The sequence below is a fragment of the Pseudomonas sp. 58 R 3 genome (genome assembly GCF_900006605.1).
GTDB lineage: Bacteria > Pseudomonadota > Gammaproteobacteria > Pseudomonadales > Pseudomonadaceae > Aquipseudomonas > Aquipseudomonas salomonii.
Map to the genome: position 1 here is coordinate 1 of NZ_CVTT01000081.1, position 25044 is coordinate 25044.

At 61.4% G+C, this 25044-nt stretch carries 22 protein-coding genes; 11 read left to right on the forward strand and 11 right to left on the reverse strand.

The genetic code is table 11. The annotated features are described in order from the left end of the window. Window positions 1-241: 241 nt before the first annotated feature. Window positions 242-1141 (reverse strand): lipid A hydroxylase LpxO, encoded by a 900-nt coding sequence (gene lpxO, locus BFP92_RS25285; protein WP_065911666.1) that lies wholly within the window; start codon window positions 1139-1141, stop codon window positions 242-244. A gap of 364 nt (window positions 1142-1505) precedes the next feature. Here lpxO and BFP92_RS25290 point away from each other — a divergent pair, with 364 nt between their 5' ends. Further along, window positions 1506-1892 carry a TIGR03067 domain-containing protein gene (locus tag BFP92_RS25290; protein ID WP_065911668.1) on the forward strand — a complete coding sequence of 129 codons (387 nt, stop codon included), beginning with the start codon at window positions 1506-1508 and terminating at the stop codon, window positions 1890-1892. A 138-nt stretch (window positions 1893-2030) separates the two neighbouring features. Here the strand turns inward: BFP92_RS25290 and BFP92_RS25295 are convergent, their stop codons facing one another. After that, window positions 2031-2843, reverse strand: coding sequence for a class I SAM-dependent methyltransferase (locus tag BFP92_RS25295; protein ID WP_065911669.1), 813 nt, complete (start codon window positions 2841-2843; stop codon window positions 2031-2033). A 154-nt stretch (window positions 2844-2997) separates the two neighbouring features. Between BFP92_RS25295 and BFP92_RS25300 the strand changes: the two genes are divergently transcribed. The 3 genes from BFP92_RS25300 (at window position 2998) to BFP92_RS25310 (ending at window position 7429) form a co-directional block, all read left to right on the forward strand. Beyond that, window positions 2998-4236, forward strand: a complete 1239-nt coding sequence (locus tag BFP92_RS25300) for an MFS transporter (protein WP_065911671.1) — start codon at window positions 2998-3000, stop codon at window positions 4234-4236. Between the two features lie 142 nt (window positions 4237-4378). Beyond that, the gene (locus tag BFP92_RS25305) at window positions 4379-5965 is read left to right on the forward strand and encodes an ABC-F family ATPase (protein WP_074854431.1); all 1587 of its coding nucleotides are present in this window, start codon (window positions 4379-4381) and stop codon (window positions 5963-5965) included. Between the two features lie 288 nt (window positions 5966-6253). Continuing rightward, window positions 6254-7429 (forward strand): MFS transporter, encoded by a 1176-nt coding sequence (locus BFP92_RS25310; protein ID WP_065911673.1) that lies wholly within the window; start codon window positions 6254-6256, stop codon window positions 7427-7429. On the opposite strand, the gene BFP92_RS25315 is transcribed toward BFP92_RS25310, so the two are convergent. The 3 genes from BFP92_RS25315 to BFP92_RS25325 all read right to left on the reverse strand — a co-directional run bounded on the left by BFP92_RS25315 (window position 7423) and on the right by BFP92_RS25325 (window position 10369). Then, complete coding sequence (locus BFP92_RS25315) at window positions 7423-8460, reverse strand: alpha/beta hydrolase family protein (protein WP_065911674.1); 1038 nt, start codon at window positions 8458-8460, stop codon at window positions 7423-7425. The genes BFP92_RS25310 and BFP92_RS25315 overlap by 7 nt on opposite strands. A gap of 241 nt (window positions 8461-8701) precedes the next feature. Further along, window positions 8702-9313 (reverse strand): FMN-dependent NADH-azoreductase, encoded by a 612-nt coding sequence (locus BFP92_RS25320; protein ID WP_065911675.1) that lies wholly within the window; start codon window positions 9311-9313, stop codon window positions 8702-8704. A 129-nt stretch (window positions 9314-9442) separates the two neighbouring features. Further along, window positions 9443-10369: an AraC family transcriptional regulator gene (locus BFP92_RS25325; RefSeq protein ID WP_065911676.1), complete on the reverse strand. Its 927-nt coding sequence runs from the start codon at window positions 10367-10369 to the stop codon at window positions 9443-9445. A 157-nt stretch (window positions 10370-10526) separates the two neighbouring features. Here BFP92_RS25325 and BFP92_RS25330 point away from each other — a divergent pair, with 157 nt between their 5' ends. From BFP92_RS25330 to BFP92_RS25340, 3 genes are all read left to right on the forward strand, one after another. Next, window positions 10527-11906 (forward strand): NAD-dependent succinate-semialdehyde dehydrogenase, encoded by a 1380-nt coding sequence (locus BFP92_RS25330; RefSeq protein ID WP_065911677.1) that lies wholly within the window; start codon window positions 10527-10529, stop codon window positions 11904-11906. A gap of 112 nt (window positions 11907-12018) precedes the next feature. Continuing rightward, window positions 12019-12927 carry a LysR substrate-binding domain-containing protein gene (locus tag BFP92_RS25335; protein ID WP_065911679.1) on the forward strand — a complete coding sequence of 303 codons (909 nt, stop codon included), beginning with the start codon at window positions 12019-12021 and terminating at the stop codon, window positions 12925-12927. After that, a complete protein-coding gene (locus tag BFP92_RS25340; protein WP_065911681.1) occupies window positions 12924-13280 on the forward strand; it encodes an MmcQ/YjbR family DNA-binding protein in 357 nt (118 codons plus the stop codon). The genes BFP92_RS25335 and BFP92_RS25340 overlap by 4 nt, the downstream gene beginning before the upstream one ends. Here the strand turns inward: BFP92_RS25340 and BFP92_RS25345 are convergent. Continuing rightward, window positions 13269-13652 carry a DUF1294 domain-containing protein gene (locus BFP92_RS25345; protein ID WP_065911685.1) on the reverse strand — a complete coding sequence of 128 codons (384 nt, stop codon included), beginning with the start codon at window positions 13650-13652 and terminating at the stop codon, window positions 13269-13271. The genes BFP92_RS25340 and BFP92_RS25345 overlap by 12 nt on opposite strands. Further along, a complete protein-coding gene (locus BFP92_RS25350; RefSeq protein ID WP_058419678.1) occupies window positions 13649-14479 on the reverse strand; it encodes an undecaprenyl-diphosphate phosphatase in 831 nt (276 codons plus the stop codon). The genes BFP92_RS25345 and BFP92_RS25350 overlap by 4 nt, the downstream gene beginning before the upstream one ends. Before the next feature lie 224 nt (window positions 14480-14703). On the opposite strand from BFP92_RS25350, the gene BFP92_RS25355 reads away from it, so the two are divergent. The 3 genes from BFP92_RS25355 to BFP92_RS25365 all read left to right on the forward strand — a co-directional run bounded on the left by BFP92_RS25355 (window position 14704) and on the right by BFP92_RS25365 (window position 17628). Further along, window positions 14704-16338: a methyl-accepting chemotaxis protein gene (locus BFP92_RS25355; RefSeq protein WP_065911686.1), complete on the forward strand. Its 1635-nt coding sequence runs from the start codon at window positions 14704-14706 to the stop codon at window positions 16336-16338. 175 nt (window positions 16339-16513) lie between these two features. Continuing rightward, window positions 16514-17077: a nicotinamide riboside transporter PnuC gene (gene pnuC, locus BFP92_RS25360; RefSeq protein WP_056859884.1), complete on the forward strand. Its 564-nt coding sequence runs from the start codon at window positions 16514-16516 to the stop codon at window positions 17075-17077. Further along, a complete protein-coding gene (locus BFP92_RS25365) occupies window positions 17074-17628 on the forward strand; it encodes an AAA family ATPase (protein ID WP_065911688.1) in 555 nt (184 codons plus the stop codon). The genes pnuC and BFP92_RS25365 overlap by 4 nt, the downstream gene beginning before the upstream one ends. On the opposite strand, the gene ggt is transcribed toward BFP92_RS25365, so the two are convergent. Continuing rightward, the gene (gene ggt / locus BFP92_RS25370; RefSeq protein WP_065911690.1) at window positions 17622-19346 is read right to left on the reverse strand and encodes a gamma-glutamyltransferase; all 1725 of its coding nucleotides are present in this window, start codon (window positions 19344-19346) and stop codon (window positions 17622-17624) included. The genes BFP92_RS25365 and ggt overlap by 7 nt on opposite strands. A gap of 159 nt (window positions 19347-19505) precedes the next feature. Between ggt and BFP92_RS25375 the strand changes: the two genes are divergently transcribed. Further along, complete coding sequence (locus BFP92_RS25375; protein WP_065911692.1) at window positions 19506-20153, forward strand: TetR/AcrR family transcriptional regulator; 648 nt, start codon at window positions 19506-19508, stop codon at window positions 20151-20153. A 120-nt stretch (window positions 20154-20273) separates the two neighbouring features. Here the strand turns inward: BFP92_RS25375 and BFP92_RS25380 are convergent, their stop codons facing one another. The 3 genes from BFP92_RS25380 to BFP92_RS25390 all read right to left on the reverse strand — a co-directional run bounded on the left by BFP92_RS25380 (window position 20274) and on the right by BFP92_RS25390 (window position 24858). Beyond that, on the reverse strand, window positions 20274-23792 hold the full coding sequence (locus BFP92_RS25380) for a molybdopterin cofactor-binding domain-containing protein (RefSeq protein ID WP_065911694.1): 3519 nt from the start codon (window positions 23790-23792) through the stop codon (window positions 20274-20276). After that, window positions 23789-24280 (reverse strand): (2Fe-2S)-binding protein, encoded by a 492-nt coding sequence (locus tag BFP92_RS25385; RefSeq protein WP_065911696.1) that lies wholly within the window; start codon window positions 24278-24280, stop codon window positions 23789-23791. The genes BFP92_RS25380 and BFP92_RS25385 overlap by 4 nt, the downstream gene beginning before the upstream one ends. A 143-nt stretch (window positions 24281-24423) precedes the next feature. Then, window positions 24424-24858, reverse strand: a complete 435-nt coding sequence (locus BFP92_RS25390) for a MarR family winged helix-turn-helix transcriptional regulator (RefSeq protein ID WP_083221688.1) — start codon at window positions 24856-24858, stop codon at window positions 24424-24426. Between the last annotated feature and the right edge of the window lie 186 nt (window positions 24859-25044).

Consider the following 25044-nt stretch of genomic DNA (forward strand, 5'->3'; position numbering starts at 1 on the left):
AACAGCTCGGGTGCTCAAGGCTGCCAAGTCGGATAAACAGACTTAAACACTGCTTTAAATGAGTTCTTAAACGCAGACCTTGAAAGGCATGGCTCTTACAGCGGGTCACTTTTGCAAGGACGGCATTCCGGGCGTTTGCCAAAAGTGACCCGCTGTAAGAAGAGCGGAACCATAGGTAGCCGTTACCGCAGCAACGGATCTGTACACCAAAAAAACCGCAATAAAACACAAACCAGGCAAGTCAGATCAAAATAAAAATCACCGCCAACCCAGCAAAAATCGCCCACTTCTCCAGGTAATACCGCGCCCGATTACGCTTTTTCAGCTCCTTGCCACGCAAACGGATCTTGTACAACCGCGTAAACGCACGGTTCAACCCGCCCGTCTTGTCACCCTCATCATTAGGCGAACCCGCCGCCGCCATCACATTACGACTGAACCACCGGTTAAACGCCGCCGCCCAGCGGTACTTCATCGGGCGCTCAATGTCACAGAACAAGATGATGCGGTTCTGCTGCGTCGTGTTCTCAGCGTAATGAATGTAAGTCTCGTCAAACATCACCGGCTCACCGTCACGCCAGTAGTAACTCTCGCCATCCACATTGATATAGCAACCCGGATCGTTCGGCGTATCCAGCCCCAAGTGGTAACGATAGGAGCCTGCATAAGGATCACGGTGACGCACCAGCTTGGAACCCGGCGGCAACTCGGCAAACATCGCCGCCTTGATCGAGCCAATACCTTGCACCAGTTCAGTGGTGCGCGGGCACAACTTCATCGCCGACGGATGACTGTCGCCGTACCATTTAAGATAAAAGCGCTTCCAGCCCGACTTGAAGAACGAGTTGAAACCCACGTCATTGTATTGGTCCGAGCGCTTGATCTCACCCGCACGCATCAGGTTCTGGCCTTCCTGGCGGATTTCCTCCCAGTGCTCCTGCAGCGGGCTCAGGTCCGGAAAGTCGCTGGGCGACAGAAACGGACGGCTTGGCTGCTTGGAAAACAAGTAGAGGAAGCAGTTGATCGGCGCCAGGAACGTCGAGTGATCGCTAAGCTGGCGACCCAACTTGTGTCGCACTCTGCCACGCAGGTGAACATACGCAATGGAGGCAACGTAGAGAACAACAATGATGAGTTTCAAGGGATTCGTCACAAGTCAGAAGAGAACAGGCTGCTCCTGCGTGCACACAACGGCCGAGGATTAATAAGCAGCACCTGAAATCACAATTACACATTGGCGGCTGGCCGGACAAGTCTCTTCCGGAACCAGGCCATTGGCCTTTATTTAGCCACAGTTTGTAACCAAAGGTTAACTAAGAATTGTGAAAAGCTGTCTACGCAGCGTGTAGGACGCGCAACCACCTGTCTGGACGCAAGCCCGGAGTGGGGCTACTTACAGTGCAGGCGGTGGCGCTGCCAACGCAGAAAAAACTCGCCGTCCAACCAGGTTCCAGGCCCCTTTCAGTTACAATCGCGCCGATCAACCTCCCGCAAAAGGAACTTGCATGACACCTCAACCAGACCCCGACTTCACCGCGCTCCAGGGCGCCTGGGAGCAGATCTGCCTGGAAGACAGCGGCGTACACAACCCGCCCGACGCACACAGCGCGCCGGGTGCCATTACCACTATTCGTGGCGATCAGTTCGAAGTCCAAACCGTGAATGGCGACATATTGCTGGCTGGCCGGTTCACACTGGACAGCAGCACCACGCCCAAACGCATTACCTGGGTGGACTCCATGGGCGATGACGCCGACAAAGCCTTACCCGCCAGCTATCGCCTCGAAGGCGACGATTTTGTGTTTATCGCGGCGGATGAAGGCATGCCCCGCCCGACCGTCTTCAGCACCGGGCCAGGGCAAACCATGCGCACCTTTGTGCGTCGCCGGTAAAACCGCTGGCATCCGAAACGCCGACAGGGTTTTCACACAGCCTTCACCTTCAGGCCTTTAGCGTGAGGCCACCTACTCCAGTGATTCACTTGGCCCGCCGCTACTGTCGCGGGCCTTTTTTTGTGCGCCAAAACCGCTTTAAACCGAGCGTTTGATGGCCGTCAGGGTAAAACACAATGGCAATTGAGCCGGCTGGTGTTCGTACTGGTCATACAGCTCTTCCCGGTTGGAGTGCGGGTACTCCTGCAGATGCTCGATCTGCAGGTGCGCCGCAATCGCCCCGCTGACCACGCTGCCCAGGGTATGCACGTACCAATAGGACGTCGGCCCAGGAATCTGTGTCAGTCCTTCATACACAATCGACGATTGCAGCACGAACGGATCGCGTTGAAAGTACGAACTGGCGGGCAATAGCGGATTGCTGGCCTGAGGGTCGAAGACTTCCAGGAAAGGGTGAGTCTCATAGATCACCAGGGTGCCGCCGGGCTTGAGGGTACTGGCCACGTGCTGCATGAACAGCGCCACATCCGGCATCCAGCCCAGTACGCCAATGGTCACCAAGGCGATATCAAACCGGCCAAGCAGGTGCTCAGGCAGGTGATGAATATCGGCTTCGATGAACTGCGGGTTATGCGGTGAACATTCAGCCAGTTCCCGCGCTTGCGCCAGAAAAGCTGCCGATTGATCGACGCCCACCACCTCACGCGCGCCAAGGCCAAACAGCGACAGGCTTTCACGCCCGTTATTACAGCCGATTTGCACCACCGCCTTGCCGGCCACGCCGACCGTTTGCAACAGCGCGGTAATGGTCGGATCGAGGCGCGAAAAGGTCGGTTCAGCGACCGATTGCAGCAGTGTATTCCAGGTCGCGGTGTCTTTGTGCAGCGCGGCAGAAGCGTCCCAGGCGGCCTTGTTACTGGCGATAGCCTGTTGAGCTGAGGGCATGTCCATTGCGTCTCCAGAGAGTCATTTCAGCGGGCTACGGAAAATAATCCAAATACCTGCAAGATAAAACCCTCAGCAGCCGCGAAACTTCTGTTCAGGCCCATGCGTCACTAACCCAACGAGTGTCCAGCCCCTGAACACCCTTTGCGAAGACAGCGCCGTGGCCAATCACTCTGACCTGCGTAATACCTTGTCCCTGGACAGCCTCAACTTTTTCCTGGCGGATGTGCGCGACGGCCTAGGGCCATACCTGGCGATTTACCTGCTGGCCGTGCACCAATGGGACCCGGCCAGCATCGGCGTGGTCATGACCCTGGCGGGCATCGCCGCACTGGTCACCCAAGGCCCGGCGGGTGCGCTGATCGACCGCACACGCAGCAAGCGCGCCGTGATCGCCGTGGCTGCGATCCTGGTGACCGCCAGTTGCCTGCTGCTGCCGTTTGTCAGCACCTTCAGTTGGGTGGCCCTGACCCAGGCCGCCAGCGCCGTGGCCGCCTCGGTGTTTGCCCCGGCCATATCCGCCATTTCCCTCGGGATTACCGGACCACGCGCCTTCACCCGGCGTACGGGGCGCAATGAAACCTTCAACCACGCCGGCAATGCCGTGGCCGCGCTGCTGGCCGGCGGCCTGGCGTACCTGTATGGCCCGGTGGTGGTGTTTTACCTGATGGCCTTTATGGCGCTGGCCAGTATCGTGGCCGTGAGCTGCGTATCGGCCAAGGCGATTGACCATGAAGTCGCCAGAGGCTTTGACCCGGCCCACCACAGCGATCACGAACAACCGTCCGGCGTGAAAGTGCTGCTGGCCAACCGGCCGCTGCTGATATTCGCCATCTGCTGCGCCCTCTTCCACCTGGCCAATGCAGCGATGCTGCCACTGGTCAGCCAGAAGCTTGCGCAGATCAACCTGCAGATGGCCACGCCGCTGACTTCGGCGTGCATCGTCGCCGCGCAGCTGGTGATGGTGCCGATGGCCTGGCTGGTGGGGCTCAAGGCCGATCTGTGGGGGCGCAAACCGTTGCTGCTCGCAGGTTTCCTGATTCTGCCGCTGCGCGGCGTGCTCTACACCTTGTCCAGTGATCCGTACTGGCTGGTGGCGGTGCAGATGCTCGACGGCATCGGCGCGGGGATCTTTGGCGCGCTGTTCCCGGTGATCGTCAAGGACCTGACCCAGGGCACCGGGCGTTTTAATGTGAGCCTCGGCGCGTTGTCCACGGTGTTTGGCCTGGGTGCGGCGTTGAGTAGCAGCCTGGCCGGTTTCGTCGTACAACAAGCCGGCTACAACGCGGCATTCCTGACCCTGGCCGGCGTGGCTGCGGCAGCCTTGGCGCTGTTATGGCTGGCGATGCCGGAGACCTTGGAAAAACCATCGTTCGCCTGCCATACAACTGTCGCCTGACATATGCGACAATGCGCGCCAAATTCCAACACACAGCCAAAATATTCTGCTCAGCGACCGGGTTTCGCGCCTTGATGTCGCTGTTGACGCATGCCTGAAGGCTCCTGCCGCCACGCTCGCAACTCATTGATAGGTAAAGTAATTGATCTCCACAGCTAACATCACCATGCAGTTCGGCGCCAAGCCGCTCTTCGAGAACGTCTCGGTCAAATTCGGCGCCGGCAACCGTTATGGTTTGATCGGTGCCAACGGTTGCGGCAAGTCGACCTTCATGAAAATCCTCGGCGGCGACCTCGAGCCGTCCGGCGGCCAGGTCATGCTGGAGCCGAACGTGCGCCTGGGTAAACTGCGCCAGGACCAGTTCGCCTACGAAGAATTCACCGTACTCGACACCGTGATCATGGGCCACGAAGAGCTGTGGCGGGTCAAGGCTGAGCGTGACCGCATCTACTCGCTGCCGGAAATGAGCGAAGAAGACGGCATGGCCGTTGCCGAGCTGGAAACCGAATTTGCCGAAATGGACGGCTACACCGCCGAATCCCGCGCCGGTGAACTGCTGCTGGGCCTGGGTATTCCGCTGGAGCAGCACTTTGGCCCGATGAGCGAAGTCTCCCCAGGCTGGAAACTGCGGGTATTGCTGGCCCAGGCGCTGTTCTCCGACCCTGAAGTGCTATTGCTCGACGAACCGACCAACCACTTGGACATCAACACCATCCGCTGGCTGGAAAACATCCTGACCCAGCGCTCCAGCCTGATGATCATCATCTCTCACGACCGTCACTTCCTGAACAGCGTGTGCACCCACATGGCTGACCTGGACTACGGCGAGCTGCGCCTGTTCCCGGGCAACTACGACGAGTACATGACCGTGGCGACCCAGTCCCGCGAGCAACTGCTGTCGGACAACGCCAAGAAGAAGGCGCAGATCTCCGAACTGCAGTCCTTCGTCAGCCGCTTCTCGGCCAACGCCTCGAAAGCCAAGCAAGCCACGTCCCGTGCCAAGGCGATCGACAAGATCCAGCTGGCCGAGGTCAAGCCTTCGAGCCGTGTGAGCCCGTTCATCCGTTTCGAGCAGAACAAGAAGCTGCACCGCCAGGCGGTGATGGTCGAAAAAATGGCCAAGGGTTTCGACGGCAAGCCGTTGTTCAAGGACTTCAGCTTCCAGGTTGAAGCCGGCGAGCGCGTGGCGATCATTGGCCCGAACGGTATCGGCAAGACCACCCTACTGCGCACTCTGGTCAACGAACTGACCCCGGACGCCGGCAGCATCAAGTGGACCGACGCCGCAGAGCTGGGCTACTACGCCCAGGACCACGCCCATGACTTCGAAGACGACGTGACCCTGTTCGACTGGATGGGCCAGTGGACCCAAGGCGAGCAGATGATCCGTGGCACCCTGGGCCGCATGCTGTTCTCCAACGACGAGATCCAGAAGTCGGTGAAGGTGATTTCCGGTGGTGAGCAAGGCCGCATGCTGTTCGGCAAGCTGATCCTGCAAAAGCCGAACGTGCTGATCATGGACGAACCGACCAACCACCTGGACATGGAATCCATCGAAGCGCTGAACCTGGCGCTGGAAAACTACCCGGGCACGCTGATCTTCGTCAGCCACGACCGTGAGTTCGTATCGTCCCTGGCCACCCGCATTATCGAGTTGAGCGCCACCGGCGTGATCGACTTCAGCGGCACCTATGACGACTACCTGCGCAGCCAGGGCGTGGTGTTCTAAGCACCCGCTGTGGCAGGCCGGCTTACTGTTGCAGACCCGCTTCCCGTGGCGAGCAGGCTTGCCCTGCGCTGGGCTGCGAAGCGGCCCTAAAACCAAACACCGCGTTTTGCCTGGCAGAACGCGGTGTTTTTTATTGGGGCTGCTGCGCAGCCCAACGCAGGGCAAGCCTGCTCGCCACAATGAAGCCCTCGCCTCATGCGGCCCATTCAGCAAAACCCGTTAGCCAGCTTCCTTTTCCCCCACGCCCTTGCCATCATGCCCTCACCGCCCGCCCGCGAATGAGTGACCATGCCTGCCGTCGCCCCCAGTTCCCTGTCGATCACCCTGCAGATCGTCTCCATTGTTTTCTACACCTTTATTGCCTTTATCTGCATCGGCCTGCCGATCGCGGTGATACCCGGCTATGTGCATGAACAACTGGGCTTCAGCGCCGTAGTCGCCGGGGTCACCATCGGCGCGCAATACCTGGCCACCCTGCTCAGCCGGCCGATGGCGGGGAGGATGTCGGACAATGTGGGCACCAAACGCGCGATTGTGCTGGGCTTGGCGGGCATCCTGGTCAGCGGCGTGCTGACGTTTTTTGCCACCTTGCTTGAAAGCATGCCCGCCGTGAGCCTTGGGGTGTTGATCGTCGGCAGGCTGCTGCTCGGCGTGGCCCAAGGCCTGATCGGCGTTGGCACCATCAGTTGGTGCATGGGCGCGGTCGGTGCCGAACACACGGGGCGCTCGATCTCCTGGAACGGTATCGCGTCCTACGGCGCCATTGCCATAGGCGCGCCGCTGGGCGTGGTGATGGTGGCCGATTATGGCTACAACAGTCTCGGTATCGCGCTGTCGGTGCTGGCCGCTTTGGGCCTGGTGTTGATCCGCAATAAACCCTCAGTACCGGTAGTGCGTGGCGAACGCTTGCCGTTCTGGGCGGTGTTCGGGCGCATTGCGCCGTTTGGCGCCAGCCTGTGCCTGGCGTCGATCGGCTACGGCACGCTGACCACCTTTATCACCCTGTATTACCTCAACCGTGGCTGGGCCGGTGCGGCGTACTGCCTGACGGTGTTCGGCGTGTGTTTTATCTTGTCGCGCCTGGTGTTTATCTCGGCCATCAGCCGCTTCGGCGGGTTCAGCGCGGCGATTGCCTGCATGACCATCGAAACCGTCGGCCTGACCCTGTTGTGGCTGGCGCCGTCCACCGGTGTGGCGCTGATCGGCGCCGGGCTCACCGGCTTCGGCTTGTCGCTGGTGTACCCGGCGCTGGGCGTGGAAGCCATCAAGCAGGTGCCCAACAGCAGCCGTGGCGCGGGGCTGAGTGCGTATGCGGTGTTTTTTGACCTGGCCCTGGCGATTGCCGGGCCATTGATGGGCGCCGTGGCGCTGAACCTCGGCTATGGCTGGATTTTCTTCTGCGCTGCGCTGCTGTCGGTCACGGCGCTGTGCCTGACCGTGCAGCTCAAGCGCCGCGCTTACTGATCAGCAGTCTGCAAACCGGCGCGGGTCGACTGACCCAAAGTGTGCACGAAAAAGCGCCCCGCTTCCGAGATCAGGTCGCGGTGAATGCCTTCGCGGTCGACACCGTCGGCATCCGTGCAAATCGCCGGCATGGCCAGCAGTTGGTCGCTGTCACACGGTGCCATGAACACAAAGTGCCCGGCCCCGGCCAATAGTTTGAAATCCGGCGGTTGCGGCAGTTTACGCGCCAGGGCGGCGGCGTTCTTGTCCACGGCCACCAGCTTGTCGCCGTCGCCGCTGTAGAGCAGCACCGGCACGTGCACATCGGCCAGGGTGTGGCGGCCGAACATCAGGCTCAGCGGCGCCATCAGCATCAAGGCATGAATACGTGGGTCGGCTTGCGGCTGCAGGTCTTCACGGTCGACCACCAGCTCTCCTTTGGTGGTGCAGGCATCGCGGTCTTCCGGGCGTTCCTGGCAATAACGGCGCAGGCGGTCGAAATCCGGCTTGGCCCCGGCCAGGATCAGCGCGGTTTCACCGCCGGCTGAGTACCCGATAACCCCCACCTGGTCGATATTGACGAACGGCGACAGCATCGTATCCCCGAGCGTGGCGGTAATCGCTGCGGAAATCTGGATCGGCCGCCCGTACAGGTTGCTCACCGTGCCCAGGCGGCTGTGATCCTTGTAGTTGTCACCAGGATGCAAAACGGCCACCACTACAAAACCCTTGCGTGCCAGTGAAGTGGCCAGGTCGTGCAGCGCCAGCGGTGTACCGGTGTTGCCATGGGACAGCATCAGCATCGGGAAACGCCCGATAGCGACTTTGGAATCCTGGGTGGCGGCCACGTGGTAAGGGCCCAACTGCGTGGAATGTTCATCGTCGGTGGACGGGTAGAACGCGATGGCGTTCATCGGCTGCTGATCCAGCGGGTCGAGAAAACTCATGCGATGAAAGCCCACACTCCAATGCGGGTGCGGCGCCGGGGCGGCGTGCACTGAAATCAGGCCGCCGAACAGGGAAAGAACCAAAACAGCACAAAGACGCATCATGGGGATGTCCACCTTTGCTGCGCGACCACGTTCAACACCCGCGGCATGTCGGTTTGAAAAGTCCATGGGCCAAGGCACTCGCTGCGGGTGATAAACCCATGTGTGCATAACCTGGGCCAAAGTAATGACAGCGGGCAAACGAAAAAACTCCGTACTCCGGTCGCGTTCAGGCGATCAGAATACAGAGTTTAGGCGCCCCGGTTCAGATTGGAACCGAACAGAGGCGAACTTTACACAAGCCTTACGCGGCGGCGAACAGTTGTTCGTTGATTACGACGTTGGCATCGCTCAAGGCTTTGCTGCGAACTTCTTCACCGTAGGCCAGGCCCTGGGCGCGGACAAATTCGATATCCGTGATGCCCAGGAAGCCAAATACCAGTTTCAAGTAGTCCTCGTGGCCCACATTGCTTGCCTGGCCCGCGTGCAGACCGCCAGCGGTGGAAACAATGATCAGCTTCTTGCCGCCGCACAGGCCTTCAGGGCCGGCTTCGGTGTAACGGAAGGTTTGACCGGCGACCGCAATACGGTCGATCCAGGCCTTGAGCTGGGACGGCACCGAAAAGTTGTACATCGGCGCACCGATCACTACAGCGTCAGCGGCGATGAATTCAGCCAGGGACGTGGCGCTCAGTTCAGCCTCGTGTTTTTGGACGGCGTCGCGCAATTCGGCAGCGGTGCCCAGGGCGCCCAGGGTCAGGCCGGAAAAGTGGCTGATGCCTTCGCCAGCCAGGTCACGATAGGTCACTTCCACACCCGGCTGAGCCGCTTGCCAGGCCTTGACCACACCAGCGCTGAGCTGACGGGAAGCCGAGTTGTCGCCGAGGATGCTGGAATCGATATGCAACAGTTTCATGCGGGTTCTCCAAGTGAGGATCGCGGCTGGGCGATCGAATGAGGTTAATCCTACACATGAACCCAATAGTCGATTAGACGGCACAAATGTGATTGTTTGTCCCGCCAGCAGGACAATCGATCTAAATTCTCAATGCGACGACACATAAATAGACGCCGACGAGGGCGCCGGCAGCGCGTAAGTGCGCTTCATCCACTGAATCTCTTGCTGGGGCGTGCGCCCGAACAAGCGCTTGAACTCTCGGCTGAACTGCGAAGCGCTTTCATAGCCCACCTGAGCGCTCGCCGTGGCGGCGCTGATGTCGTTGCGCAGCATCAACAAGCGCGCCTGGTGCAGGCGCGTGGACTTGAGGTATTGCATCGGCGAGGTGTCGGTGACGGTGCGAAAGTGCGCATGAAAACTCGGCACGCTCATCATCGCCTCCCGCGCCAGCACTTCCACGTCCAGGTGCTGGTGGTAAAACCCATGAATCTTGCGAATCGCCCGCGCCACCTTGCCGAACTGGCCCTGGCGGTTAAGCGCGGCACGCATCGACCCGCCCTGCTCGCCCGTGAGGATGCGGTAGTAGAGCTCGCGCATCAGCGCGGGGCCGAGGACCTGTGCCTCCATCGGCGCACTCATGGCTTCGAGAAACCGCAGCAGCGACTCACTGAGTTTGTCGTCCATGGGCGAGGAATACATGCCGCGCGGCTTGGCTTCGCGCAACTCGGGAAACCCATCCAAAGCCAACATCAATTCGGCGGCAAGGGTGAAATCCAGGCGCACGTACACCGCCAGCATCGGCTCTGCTTCGCTGGCCTCGGTTTCCATGGTGAACGGCACCGGCACCGACACCACCAGGTAATGCTGGGCGTCGTACAGGTAAACCTCTTCGCCCAGATAACCGCGCTTGCGCCCCTGGCAGACAATCACAATGCCTGGGTCATACAACACCGGCACGCGGTGCAGCGGCTGATTTGAGCGAAGAAAGCGCACGTCCTCCAGAGCGCTCAGGTTATAGCCTTCGACAGGCGCCAAGCGGCCCATCAGCGCGATGATTCGTTGGGTGCGGCCCATGGCACGTGGTTCCTGGCGAAAACAGCACGGTACTGCGCAAATACCGCCATGGCTATGCACTCATAGGAATAGGCAATCAGCACATTGGAATGGATATTCGCTCAAGCCGCCGTGTTCCGTAGCCTGAACCTGTACTTTCAGCCTTCGGAGTTTGCCCATGCTTATCGTCTACAACCCCGCCACCGGTGAAGAAATCGGCCGTGTGGCCAAACACACCTCAGCCCAGGTCAAGGCTGCCGTTGACCGCACCTGCGCAGCCTTTCCCGATTGGTCCGGCAAACTCGCCAAAGAGCGCAGCGACATCCTGCGCCGCTGGCACGACAGCGTTAAGGCCGACAAGGAAGCCTTCGCCGAACTGCTCTGCCGTGAAAACGGCAAGTGCCTGAGCGAAGCCCGAGGTGAAATCGACTACGGCCTGGGCTTTATCGAGTGGTACGCCGAAGAGGCCAAACGCGTCTACGGCGACACCATCCCCACCCACGACCGCAATGCCAATGTAGTGGTGACCAAGGAAGCCATCGGCCCGGTCGCAGCCATCACGCCGTGGAACTTCCCGTTCATGATGATCACCCGCAAAGTCGCCACAGCCCTGGCCGCCGGCTGCACCATGGTGATCAAACCCGCTGAAGACACGCCGCTCACCGCCCTCAAGCTGCTGGACTACGCACGCAGGGCCGGTATCGAAGCCGGCGTGCTCGAAGTGGTGGTCGGTGACCCGCAGGAAATCGGCCTGATCCTTACCGGTGACCCACGCATCCGCAAGATCTCGTTTACCGGCTCCACCGGCGTGGGCAAATTGCTCGCATCGCAATGCGCGGCAACCATCAAGAAGATGACCCTGGAACTGGGCGGCAATGCGCCGTTTATTGTATTTGCGGACGCCAACCTGGATGCGGCGGTACAAGGGTTGGTCAGCGCCAAACTGCGCAACTCGGGCCAGGTGTGCATCTCGCCGAACCGGATCTTTGTGCAGCACAGCATTTTCGAAGCTTTTATGGAACGCGTGAAGGCTGCGGTCGCCAACATCGAAGTAGACCAGGGCCTGCGCGAAGGCTTTGTGGTCGGGCCGCTGGTCAATCAACGGGGTTTCGACAAAGTCGTGCGCCTGGTCGACGAGGCCAGGGCGGCGGGCGCCAAGGTGCTGATGGGCGGCAAACCCCACGCCAAGGGTGGGCTGTTCTATGAACCGACCGTTTTGACCGGCTTGCAGGACGATTCACCACTGGCCACCGAAGAGATCTTCGGCCCGGTGTTCGCCCTCTATTCGTTCAAGGATGAAGAAGAGGTCATCGCCCGCGCCAACCAGACCGAGTTCGGCCTGGTGGCCTACGCCTACACCAGCGCACTCGGCCGGTCGTTGCGCCTGTCACGTCAGTTGGAGGCTGGCATGGTGATCCTCAACTCGGGTTCAGTGGGCACGGCGTCGGTTCCGTTTGGTGGCATCAAGCAGTCCGGCTATGGGCGTGAAGGCAGCTATTACGGGATCGAGGAGTACGTGCATGTGAAGTATGTGTTGATGGCGGGGGCGCAGTTCTAAGCCCTCTGCCCTCCAAAAGCCAGTGCCTGCAAGGTGCTGGTTGTTTTTCAGGCTGGATTTGTGCAGGCCAGGCGCGGATAGTTCGTCCCACTGACAGGACAATAGGTTGACCATGCAAGACCTCAACGACCTCTACTATTTCGCCAAAGTCGTCGAAGCCAGCGGCTTTGCGGCGGCCGGCCGGCTGCTGGGGATTCCCAAGTCACGGCTGTCACGACGCATTGCCGAACTGGAAGAACGCCTCGGCGCGCGCCTGTTGCAGCGCACCACGCGGCAATTGACCCTCACCGCCGTCGGCGAGCGCTACCTGCGCCATTGCCAGGCGATGCTGCTGGAGGCGGAAATGGCCGACGAGGCCGTGGCCAGCATGTCCAGCGAACCGCGCGGGCGCCTGCGGGTGAGTTGCCCGGTGGGCATGGCCCAACACATGTTGCCGGGGATGGTTGCCGGCTTTCTCGCCGCTCACCCACTGGTGCAGCTTGAGATGATGTTGGTCAACCGACGCGTCGACCTGGTGGCTGAAGGCATCGACGTGGCCCTGCGCGTGCGCGAACTGGGCGATGAAGACCCGTTGCTGGTGACCAAGCGCCTGCGCCAGGCCCAGACCGTGTTGGTGGCCAGCCCACAGTTCCTGCAAGGCAAGCAAATCAAGACCCCGGACGATCTCAAGCAATTGCCGGTACTCGCTGCGCTTGAGGCTGACCGCCTGGTGCACTTGCGGTTGATCGACCCGCAGGGCAATACCGAAAACTTATCCATGGAAGCGCGCCTGGGCATCGATGACTTTATCGTGCGCAAAGCCTGCGCCTTGCAGGGCCTGGGCTTTACCCTGCTGCCGATGATGTATTGCGAAGAAGAATTGGCCAGCGGCCAATTGGTGCAGTTGCTGCCCCAATGGTCCTCGCCGGGCGGCTGGCTGCAGGCGGTCTACCCGCATCGCCGTGGTGTTTTACCGGCGATTCGGGCCTGGATCGACTATCTGGAAGAAGCCTTCAAGGGTTGCGGAGACCGTTTGCTATGAAGATGAGCGAAGCACAAGTCGCGGCGTTCTGCCTGGGCCTGCCCGGCGCACGTGAAGACTACAAATGGGGCGGCGTGCGCGTGTTCTCGATTGCCGGCAACAAGATGTTCGCCGTGCAGAACCTGCGCGCAGACTCGCTGGCGTTCAAGGTCGACAAGGAACTGTTCCTCGGCCACGTGGACCGCCCCGGCATTCACCCGGCGCCCTACCTGGCGCGGGCGCAGTGGGTGATCATGAACACGCCCTACCCGCTCGGCGCCGAGGAACTGCGTGGCCTGTTGCAGCGCTCGCACCAATTGGTGGTGAGCAAACTGCCCAAGCGCACGCAGGTTGGCTTGTTGCTAGAGGACTGACAGCAGCGTGCCGCCGAGGAACAACTGGTCGAGCCAGAACACCTCGTGCAGCACCACAATCACCCAGAACAGCACCTGATACGGCACCTTGCGCGTCTTGTGGCGAAACACCTGTTGGGCAATCAACGCCCCGGGCCAACCACCGGCCAGTTCCACGGCATGCAGGATATTTTCGCGCACGCGCGGGCCTTCGGTTTGGGCCTTGCGTTTGTCGCCCCAGTACAGGAAAAACGCCACCACGCTGACCACGCCATAGGCGGCCAGCGGAATCAGCGTTTCGCCGCGATACCACAGCAGCGCCGAGCCGATCAGTGGCGCGGCGCACAGCAACACAAAAATCAGCGCCTTCAGGCGCGGGTATTGAATGCTCATGGCTTGACCGCCGTCCAGTCGATCCAGCCGAATTGCCAGGTGGCCAGGATCACCAGGCCGAACGCGATCCGATACCAGGCAAACGCCGCGTAACTGTGGCTGGCGATGAACTTGAGCAACGCCTTGACCGCAATCATCGCGAAGATGAACGAGGTGACAAAGCCGATGGCAAACACCGGCAAGTCATCGGGCTGGAACAGGTGACGGTATTTGTAGCCCGAATACACCGCCGCGCCGACCATGGTCGGCATGGCCAGGAAGAACGAGAACTCGGTGGCGGTTTTACGCGACAGGCCGAACAACAGGCCGCCGATAATGGTCGCGCCCGAGCGCGAAGTGCCCGGAATCATGGCCAGGCACTGGGCCACGCCGACCTTGAGCGCGTCTTTCCAGGTGATCTCATCCACCGTTTCAGCGTGCACCGCATGTTGGCGACGCTCGGCCCACAGCATGATCACCCCGCCCACTACCAACGCGGTGGCCACCGTGATCGGGTTAAACAGGTAATGCTTGATCAGGTCGGCAAAAATCACCCCCAGCACCACCGCCGGCAGCACCGCAATGATCAGGTTGACGGTAAAGCGCTGGGCCTTGGGCTGGGTCGGCAAGCCCATCACCACGTCGAGGATCTTGCGCCGAAACGCCCAGACCACCGCGAGGATCGCGCCCAGTTGGATAATGATGTTGAACGCTTCAAAGCGTTCGCCGCCGAAGCCGATCAGGTCGGCGACGATGATCTGGTGCCCGGTGCTGGAGATCGGCAGGAACTCGGTCAGCCCCTCCACCACGCCAAGAATCAATGCCTGTATGGCGGTCCAAAAATCCATGTATCCCCCAAAGGTCATGCGCTGCGGCACGCCTTGTCTGTCTTTTTAATGTTCACTGACCACGTGCAATCGTGATGCGCTGCGGATTTTCACCAGCCGAGCGCAAAAATTTCGTGAAAAATCAGGGAGTACTCAGGTTTTTCGGTTACAGGCCGAAAGCCTATCAGACAAGATGGAATTGTCGATGCAGCACACAATTATAAAAAGCACGGAGTGACAGGACGATGAACAGTTTGCGCAGCATGTCGATCAGCCGCCGTCTTTGGCTGATCCTGATAGTCGCCGTGTTGATGCTGCTGACCCTCGGGTTGCTGATGCTCAAGCAGATCCATGGCGACCTCTACCAGGCAAAACGCCAGCAGACCCAGCACGTGGTGCAAACCGCCAGCGGCGTGCTGGCTTACTATCAAAACCTTGAAAAAACCGGCGTACTGACCCGCGAGGCCGCGCAACAGCAAGCCCTCAGCGCAGTCCGCGGCCTGCGCTACGACCACGATGATTACTTCTGGATCAACGACCTGACGCCCGTGATGATCATGCACGCGGCCAACCCCAAGCTCGACGGCCAGAACCTCTCGGCCATCCGCGACCCGGACGGTTTTGCGGTGTTCAATGAATTTGTGCTCCTGGCCAAGGCCAAGGGCGCGGGGATCGTCAACTATCGCTGGCCCAAACCGGGCGCCGACGCGCCGGTGGAGAAAACCTCGTACATCCAACTGTTCGAGCCGTGGGGCTGGATTATCGGTTCCGGCGTGTATGTGGATGATGTGCAGGCTGAATTCAACGGCCAGGTTTGGAAAGCCTCGCTGATCGGCCTGGGCATTGCGCTGGTGATGGCGCTGCTGGTGATCCTGATCGCGCGCAGCATCGTGCACCCATTGCAGGCGGCAGTGAACGCCATGGGCAATATTGCCAGCGGCGAAAGCGACCTGACCCGCACCCTCGACACCCACGGGCGCGACGAGGTCACTCAACTGTCGCTGCACTTCAATAGCTTCACCGCCAAGCTGCGCCAGGTGGTCGGCCAATTGCAGGCGTGTGCCAACGCGCTGGGCCAGTCGTCCACGGAGCTGGGCACCAATGCCAGCCAGGCCCACGACCGCAGCCAGCAACAGTCCCAGCAGATGGAGCTGGTGGCCACGGCGATCAATGAAGTGACCTATGGCGTGCAGGACGTGGCAAAAAACGCCGAGCATGCCGCCAGCGAAATGCGCGACGCCCAGGCCCAGGCGCAGCAGGGCCAGGTGAATATCGACGGCAGCCTGCAACAGATCGACCAGCTCTCCAGCACCATCAGCCAGGCCGTGGAGGTGATCCGCACGCTCTCCAGTGAAAGCACCCAGATTGGTGGCGTGCTGGAAGTGATCCGTTCAATTGCCGACCAGACCAACTTGCTCGCGCTCAACGCCGCCATCGAGGCGGCGCGTGCCGGTGAGCAGGGTCGTGGGTTTGCCGTGGTCGCCGATGAAGTGCGGCTGCTGGCCCAGCGCACGCAAAAATCCACGGCCGAAATCCAGGTGATGATCGAGCGCCTGCAAGGTCATTCGGAAGCGGCGGTTAAAGTGATCAGCGACAGCCACAGCGCCTCGCAACTAACCATTGAGCAAGCGGGACAGGCAGGGGCGAGCCTCACCGCCATCGGCCAGGCATTGCGCAACCTCAACGGGCTGAATGCCTCGATTGCCAGCGCGACCTTGCAACAGGCGCATGTGGTGGAGGACATCAACCAGAACGTCACCCAGGCGGCAGGCTTGTCCCACAGCACGGCCCTGGCGGCAGAGCAATCCAGCGTGGCGAGTGCGCATTTGCGCGGGTTGAGTGAGCAGCTTGAGGGGTTGTTGCGCCAGTTCAAGATCTAGTACTCATGATCGTTCCCACGCTCCGCGTGGCAACGCCGCCACGGACGCTCTGCGTCCAGGCCTGACGCGGAGCGTCAGGGGATGCATTCCCACGCAGAGCGTGGGAACGAGCATTCCTACGACCCACCATCTTGGTTACAATCACCGCCCTCACCCACTCTCCCAAGGAACCACCATGTCCGGGCTTGAACTGTTCGCCGCCGCCCTGGGGGTGATCGCTGTCTGGCTGACGGTCAAACAAAACCCTTGGTGCTGGCCCATCGGCCTGGTGATGGTGCTGCTCTACACCTGGGTGTTCTTCGACGTAAAACTCTACTCCGACATGCTCCTGCAAGTGGTCTACGCCGGCCTGCAACTCTATGGCTGGTGGCAATGGACCCGCGCAGGTGAGGTCAAGCAGGGCCGCCAGGTCACAAGCCTGGGCTGGCCCGCGATCATGGTCAGCCTCGCCGTCGGCGCCGTGTTCAGCGCGCTGCTCGGCGCCGCCATGGCCCACTGGACCGATGCCGCGCAACCCTGGCTGGATGCCGCCCTCACCGGTTTCAGCCTGGTGGCGCAAATGTGGATGGCGCAAAAACGCGTGCAATGCTGGGCGCTGTGGATCGCCGTGGACGTGATCTTTGTCGGCCTGTTTCTCTACAAAGGCCTGTACCTCACCGCCGCGCTGTATGCACTGTTCACCGTGATCGCCGTGCAGGGCTGGCGTGAATGGCGCGCCGACCCGGCGTTGCACGCATGAAAGTGGTGGTACTGGCCGGCCCCGAATCCAGCGGCAAAAGCTGGCTGGCCACGCAACTGCACGCCCGCTTCGGTGGGCTGATGGTGGGTGAATACGTGCGCTATTTCATCGACCATCACCAGCGCGACACCACCCTGGCGGACATCCCGGCCATCGCCCGTGGCCAACTGGCCTGGGAAGACGCCGCCCGCGCCGCGCAGCCTCACCTGCTGATCCTCGACACGAACCTGCTGACCAACAAGCTCTGGAGCCAGACCCTGTTCGGTGACTACCCGGCGTGGCTGGATGACGAGCTGCTGGCCCGCCATTACGACCTGCACCTGCTGCTGTCCCCCGAGGACGTGGAATGGAGCGCCGACGGCCAGCGCTGCCAGCCTGAACTGGCCGATCGCCGGGTGTTTTTCCAAGGCAGCCTGGACTGGATCGAACAGCACCAACAACCCGCCCTGGTGATACGTGGCGACTGGGAAGCACGCCGCGCCACAGCCCTTGAGGCGGTCGAGCAACTGCTTGCCCAGCCGCGTCAAGGGCAATGTCTAACGCCTCAGTAGCCCAAGGACAAACCGGTGTTACGACGCGGGTCGTTCGCCCCGTAGAAACGGTTGTTGCCCACCGGCTTGCCGCCCAGCGAAGGCGCGCCCACCAGGATCGCCGCCAAGTGGTTGGCATCCTGGGGACCGGCAAACTTATGGCCCCAGCTTTCCAGAATCTTCTGGGTGTCCGGGCTCACCGCGAAGGTTTCCAGGTTGGTGGTCTCAGGCATCCACTGCTGGTGGAAACGCGGCGCGTCCACGGCTTCCTGGATGTTCATTTTGTAGTCGATGACATTAAGGATGGTCAGCAACGTCGCGGTGATAATCCGGCTGCCGCCCGGTGTACCGACCACCATCACTGCCTTGCCATCCTTGGTGACGATGGTCGGGCTCATTGATGACAACGGCGCCTTGCCCGGTGCGATAGCGTTGGCTTCGCCCTGCACCAGCCCGTACATGTTCGGCACGCCGACCTTGACGGTGAAGTCGTCCATTTCATCGTTGAGGATCACCCCGGTTTTGCTCGCCATCACGCCGGCACCGAACCAGTCGTTGAGCGTGTAGGTCACGGACACCGCGTTGCCCCACTTGTCGACGATGGAATAGTGGGTGGTGTTGTTGCCTTCATGGGGCGACACACCTGGCTTGATCGCCTGGGAATCCCCGGCTTTCTGCGGTTCGATGGCGGCGCGCAGCTTGGCGGCGTAGTCCTTGTCCAACAGGTGCGCGATGGGGTTCTTGACGAAATCCGGGTCGCCCAGGTAGCTGTTGCGGTCCACGTAGGCGTGACGCATGGCTTCGATCTGGTAGTGCAGGCCCTGGGCCGAGTGATAACCCAGGTCGGCCATCGGGTAGCCTTCGAGGATGTTCATGATCTGGCAGATCACCACGCCGCCGGAGCTTGGCGGTGGCGCCGAGACCACGTGGTAGCCACGGTAGTCGCACTCGATGGGCGCCAGCTCGCGGGTCTTGTACTTGTCGAGGTCGGCCTGGGTGATGATGCCCTTGCCGGCCTGGCTGGAGTCCACCAGCGCCTTGGCGACCCAGCCTTTATAGAAGCCGTCGGTGCCCTTGGCGGAGATTTCCTTGAGGGTCTTGGCCAGGTCTTTCTGCACCAGCTTCTGGCCGACCTGCATCGGCTGGCCGTTGTGCAGGAAGATCCCGCGCAGGTCCTTGTCTTTTTCAAACTCGCCGGTGGCGGTGTGCAGCAGGTCGATATCGCCCTGCTCCAGTTCAAAGCCGTTTTCGGCCAGTTTGATCGCCGGGGCAATCACCTGGGCGCGCTTGAGGGTGCCGTATTTGTTCAGCGCGGTTTCCATGCCGGACACGGTGCCGGGTACGCCGACGGCCAAGTGGCCCTTGGCGCTGAGGCCGTCGATGACCTTGCCGTCTTTGTCCAGGTACATGTCGGCGGTGGCTGCCAACGGGGCTTTTTCACGGAAGTCGAGGAAGGTCTTGCGCCCATCTGCCAGTTGCACGGTCATAAAGCCGCCGCCGCCGAGGTTGCCCGCTGCCGGGTACACCACGGCCAGCGCATAGCCCACGGCAACCGCCGCATCCACCGCGTTGCCGCCGGCCTTGAGCACCTCCACGCCGACATGAGTGGCCAAATGCTGGGCGGTCACCACCATGCCATTTTCACCGGCCACCGGGGCCTGTGACGCGGCTTGCACACCGCTGACCGTCAGCACCAGCGCAGTGGCAATCAGGGTACGGCTGAAGGGTTGGTATTTCATCCATGGCTACTCTATTTATTGAGGTGCACCAAAATAGCCCGACTCGAATCCAATCCCCAGCGCAATGGCGTTTTTATTACAGAACTTGTCGGTCATAGAACGGGCTCGAAAAAGCCCATGCTATATTTCGCGCCCAGACTGGCGGCAAGGCGCTTTGTGATGGCGATCAAAAAGACCGGGATTCGGGCGCAACAGGCCGACCAGACACGTGCGCGCATCTTGCAGGCGGCGGTCAAGGTGTTCACCCGCGACGGCTATTCCGGTGGGCGCGTCGACACCATTTCCAAGGCCGCGGACTCCAACGACCGCATGCTTTATTACTATTTCGGCAGCAAGGAACACTTGTTCGTCTGTGTGCTGGAACAGGTCTACGAACAGTTCAATAAAGCCGAAAGCACGCTCAAGCTGGACCTGGGCGACCCCGTGCAAGCCTTGCGTGAACTGGTGGCCTTTATCTGGAGCTACTACGTCAAGCACCCCGAGTTCGTGGCGATCCTGAGCATCGAGAACCTGCACCAGGGCAAACATGCCCGGCAGTCGGGTGAGATGCGCAGGCTGTCGGGCGAAGCGGTTGGCGTGTTACGCCCGATCATCGAAGCCGGCCAGACCCAGGGTGTGTTTCGCCAGGACATCGACCTCAAACACGTGTATTTGATGATTGCCTCGCTGTGCTACTTCTATAACTCCAACCGCCACACCCTCAGTTCATTCCTCGGTGAAGATTTGGCGGACAAGGGACAGCAGCAGGATTGGCTGGGGTTTATCAGTGACTTGGTGCTGCGGGGTGTAACGCCGATTTCCCGGTAGAAACCGGTTCATCCTGTGGGAGCGGGCTTGCTCGCGAATGCGGTGGGCCAGTGACAGATAAATTGACTGACCCACCGCATTCGCGAGCAAGCCAGCTCCCACAGTTTTAACCGCGTCCTGTCAGTGAGTGCCAGGGTTGGCGCGCAGGTGCGCGACCTTTTGTTCCAGGCCCTTCCACTGCGGCGCATTGGGTGCAAAGCGCGTGCGCAGGTAGGCCACCAGATCCGCTACCTGGTTATTCGACAGGCTGTCCTTGAACCCCGGCATATACCCCAGGTCCTGGGTCGCCGGGTTACTGATGCCTTGCAAAATCACCTGGATCAAATTATCCGGCTGATCGCTGAACACGTTGGTATTGCTCGCCAATGACGGGCTCACCCCAAACAGCTTCGGCCCCAGGCCATCGGCGTGACAGGCCTTGCACGAACCTTCGAATACACGTCGGCCATTGGGGTTCGCAACAGTCGCAACCTGGACCTGCGCCTCGGCAGTTGCCTCGCCCTTGAGCGACGCCAGGTACACCGCCATCGCACGAATATCGGCCTTGGGCAGCTTTGACAACTCACTCACCACCGGCCCCATCGGGCCTGCCGCCACGCCGTGGGCATCGGAGTAGCCAGTGCTCAGGTAAGTAAATAATTGATCTTCGGTCCACGGCGTCGGTGCCTTGGACAGGCCCGTCAACGCCGGTGCCTCCCAGCCATCGACCACGCCCCCGGCAAGGAAGGATTTGCCGCCCTTCTGCGCCCCCATCAGGTTGCGCGGCGAGTGGCACGCGGCGCAGTGCCCCAGGCCATTGACAAGGTAATTGCCGCGATTCCACTGCGCGCTGCGCTCAGGCTGTGGGGTGATTTCACCCCGCCGCAGGTTCAGTGCATTCCAGCCCGCCATTAACGGCCGGATATTGAACGGAAAGCGCATGGCATTCGGCGTCGGCGCCTGGCTCACCGGCGCCTGGGACATCAGGTAGGCATACAGCGCCTGCATGTCCGCCTCATTGATATTGCGAAACGCGGTATAGGGAAACGCCGGGTACAGGTTGCGCCCATCGCGGCCAATGCCGTCACGCATCGCCCGCTCGAATGCCGGGTACGACCAGGCGCCGATGCCGGTTTTCACGTCTGGGGTGATATTGCTGCTGTACAGCGTGCCGAACGGCGTTTGCATGGCCAGGCCGCCGGCATTCGCGGCGCCACCCGGCGCGGTATGGCACACCGCGCAATCGCCCACCGCCGCCAGCAAGCGCCCGCGTTCGAGGGTAGCCTTGGACCAGGTGCCCGCGCCGGGCGGCGCGATCGGTGCGATTTCGTTGTGAAACGGCCAGGCCGTCGCCATCAGCGCCCCCAAGGTGGCAAACAACGCACCGAACCACCACTTCCTGCGTTTTTCCGGCGACTTGGCAGGCTCACCAAGGGTGCCGGCGTTCAGCGCCGCCAACACCCGCTCGGGCGTTATCGGCAACTCGCGAAAACGAATACCGGTGGCGTCATAGATCGCATTGGCAATCGCCGCCGCACTCGGCACCGAGGCCGACTCACCGGCGCCCATGGGCGGCTGGTCCTGGCGCGGCATCATCAGCACGTCGATCTGCGGCACTTCGGGGAAGGTCAGGATCGGGTAGCCGCCCCACTCCTTGCTCGCCACCGTCGACTCTTCAAAGGTCACCCGCTCCTTGAGCACACGGCTGGTGGACTGGATCACATTGCCGTGGATCTGATGCTGCACGCCCGCCGGGTTGATCATCATCCCCGAGTCATGGCCGATCACCACCCGCGTCACCGACACATCGCCGGTGTGTTTGTCGATCGCCACGTCCGCCACCCATGCCGCCCACGCCGCGCCGAAGCCGGGGAACTTGCTGTGGATATAGCGCGCATAGGCAAAGCCGCGACCGCGCAACAGGTGGTCATCGCTGGCGGTTTGCATCGGCGCCGTGCGCGGCGCCCAATTGGCCCGTTCGGCGGTGGATTTGACCAGGTCGATGGCGCGCTCGTCCTTGAGGTAGCGCAGGCGGTATTCCACCGGGTCGACGCCCGCAGCGAAGGCCAACTCATCGATATAGGATTCGTGCGCAAAGGTGTTGGGCAACGCCGATACGCCGCGCATCCACGAGGCGCGCACGATGGGCGCCATGTCGTTGATGGTCACGCGCATATTGTCGATGGCGTAGGGCGGGATCGAGGTGCGGTCGCCCATCTCGAACATCGCCGCCACCGGCTCCACGCGGCCAGTGAGCAACAGCGCCAGGGTCGGCGCGCCGTTGGACGGGTAGCTGGTTTCAAAATCATAGGCGGCAATGCTGCCGTCGGCGTTGAGCCCGCCGTCCACGTCCATCAACTGCGCGGTGCCCTTGGGTTCCCACAGGTGTTCCTGTTCGCGGGTCAGTTGCACCCGCACCGGCTTGCCCACGGCGCGCGACAACAGCAACGCATCGGCGCACACATCGTCCGCGCAGTTACGCCCGTAACAGCCGGCGGCTTCCATGCGGATCACGTCGATCAGCGCTTCGTCGCATTCCAGCAACCACGCAAGGTCGGCGCGCAGCAGGTGCGGGTTCTGGCTGCCCGACCACACGCGGCTGCCGGTTGCTTGATAGTCCGCCACGCCACACGAAGGCCCGATCGAGCCATGCATCTGGTACGGCCACAAATAGCTGCGCGGCATGCGCTGGCTGGCGCCCGCCAGGGCTTCGTCGACATTGCCCTGGTCGAGCACCGTGCGGCGTACCCGTGGGTTGTCGCGGATGGCTTGCTCGACATCGCTCATGTCCGGCAAAGCGTTGCGCCAAGGCTTCCAGTGCACCTGGAGTGCGTGGGCGGCCTTGATCGCCTGTTCTTCGCGCAACGCCACCACACCGACAAAATCGCGAATCACCACCACCGCGACAATGCCGGGGATATGCGCGATGGACGCCTCATCCACACTCAGCAGGCTGTTGCCGACAAAATCGCCGCAGTCGAGCCCGGCATACGGTGGGCGGACCACGCGGCCATGGAGCATGTCCGGCACACGCATGTCGTGCACATAGGTCAGCTCGCCGGTGGCCTTGCCGGGGATATCCACGCGCGCGGCGTCCTTGCCGACCAGGCGGTAATCTTCGACAGGTTTTAACGGCGCGTCACCACTGATGCGCAACTGGTCATGCTGGCCGCTGACCAACTCGCCGTAGGTGGTGGTGCGCCCGTCGGCGGCATGCACAACCCCGGCTTCAACCTTGAGGCTGCCGGTGCTCACGCCCCAGCGCCCCGCTGCGCGCGCGAGCAAAAAGCGCCGTGCTTCGGCAGCCGCGTTACGCAGCGGGACCGCCGAAATCTGCAAGGTCGCACTGGCGATGGTGGCGCCCTGGTTGGGCGCGCGCTCGGTATCGCCCAGCACCATCTTGACCTGCTGCAGGTTCAGGTCCAACTCCTCGGCCACAATCTGCGCCAGCGAGGTGCGAATGCCGGTGCCCAGGTCCACATGGCCGTTGAAGGCATACACCAGGCCGTCATCGTTTACCGCTATGAACAATCCCAGTTCCTTCGGTTTAACGGTGGGTGTGCCGCCCTTGGCCACCGGGCCTGAAGGTGGCAGCACATCATCGACAATCAATAACACGCCAGCCTTGGCCAGCCATTGCTCACGGGACATAACCGTCATGGTCGGCCCTCCACGCTAATAAGGCGCGCGGCACGCAGCACGGCGCGCAGGATTTCGATATGGGTGCCGCAACGGCACAGGTTCCCCGACAGCTCATTGCGCACCTGGGCTTCGCTGGGGTTGGGGTTGCGGTCGAGCAACGCCTTGGCGGTCATGATCATGCCGTTGAGGCAATAGCCGCACTGCGCCGCCTGCTCATCGATAAAGGCTTGCTGCACCGGGTGCGGCGCCTGGCGAGTGCCGAGGCCTTCGAGGGTGACAATCTCGCGCCCGGTTGCACCCGCCAGTGGAAACACGCACGACCGCGCCGCCACGCCATCAATGATCACGGTGCAGGCACCGCACTCGCCCAGGCCGCAGCCGTACTTGGGGCCGTTGAGTTGCAGGTCATTGCGCAGCACCAGCAGCAGCGGCGTATCCGCCATGGCACTGACTTCGCGGGTGTGGCCGTTGACCTTGAGACCAACGGTGATGGGTGGACTGATCATTCGCTTCGCCTGTATCAGTTGATGAAGCAACCACTACACGAAACAGTCAAAAAAAAGCGTCGCGGATGTGGGGCCTCGCGACACACTTGACACGTGAAGTGACTACTACATGAACTCAGAGCAAAAACGATGCCAGCGCCGTTTTATTCCTGCGGGTCGTCGATCATCTTGCGCAGCAGGAACAGCACCGCCACCCGCTCTGCGGGGTTGAGGTTGCTCATGGTCAGCTCGCTGATCTGCGCGGCGCGCGGCGCGGTTTGCGTGACCAGTTCGGCGCCGGCTGGCGACAGGTCGACCACCACTTTGCGTTTGTCCTGGGGATCCGGCTCCAGGGTAATCAGCGCCTTGCTCTTGAGCCGCTCGACGATACCGCGAATGGTCGCCTGGTCGACGGCCGTGGCCTTGACCAGCTCGGTGAGGGAACTTGCACCCTGATCGCGCAGCGCACACAGGGTGACGAACTGCACGGCGGTGAGCTGCGAGTCGCCGACATTCTGCTGAAAGATCGCCAAGTGGCGCTGGTAGGCCTTGCGCAGCAGATGGCCAACTTGTTCAGAGAAAACGTAGGAATCAGGCACGGCGTGGCTCGGTGGGTGATTGGCGATGGTGGGCATGATGGCGGGGATGTGCGAATCACTCAAGGATCTAGCTGAAGAAACACATTCACATTGTGGGAGCGGGCTTGCTCGCGAATGCGTCTATTCAGTCAACATCTTCGGTGACTGACACACCGCATTCGCGAGCAAGCCCGCTCCCACATTTGG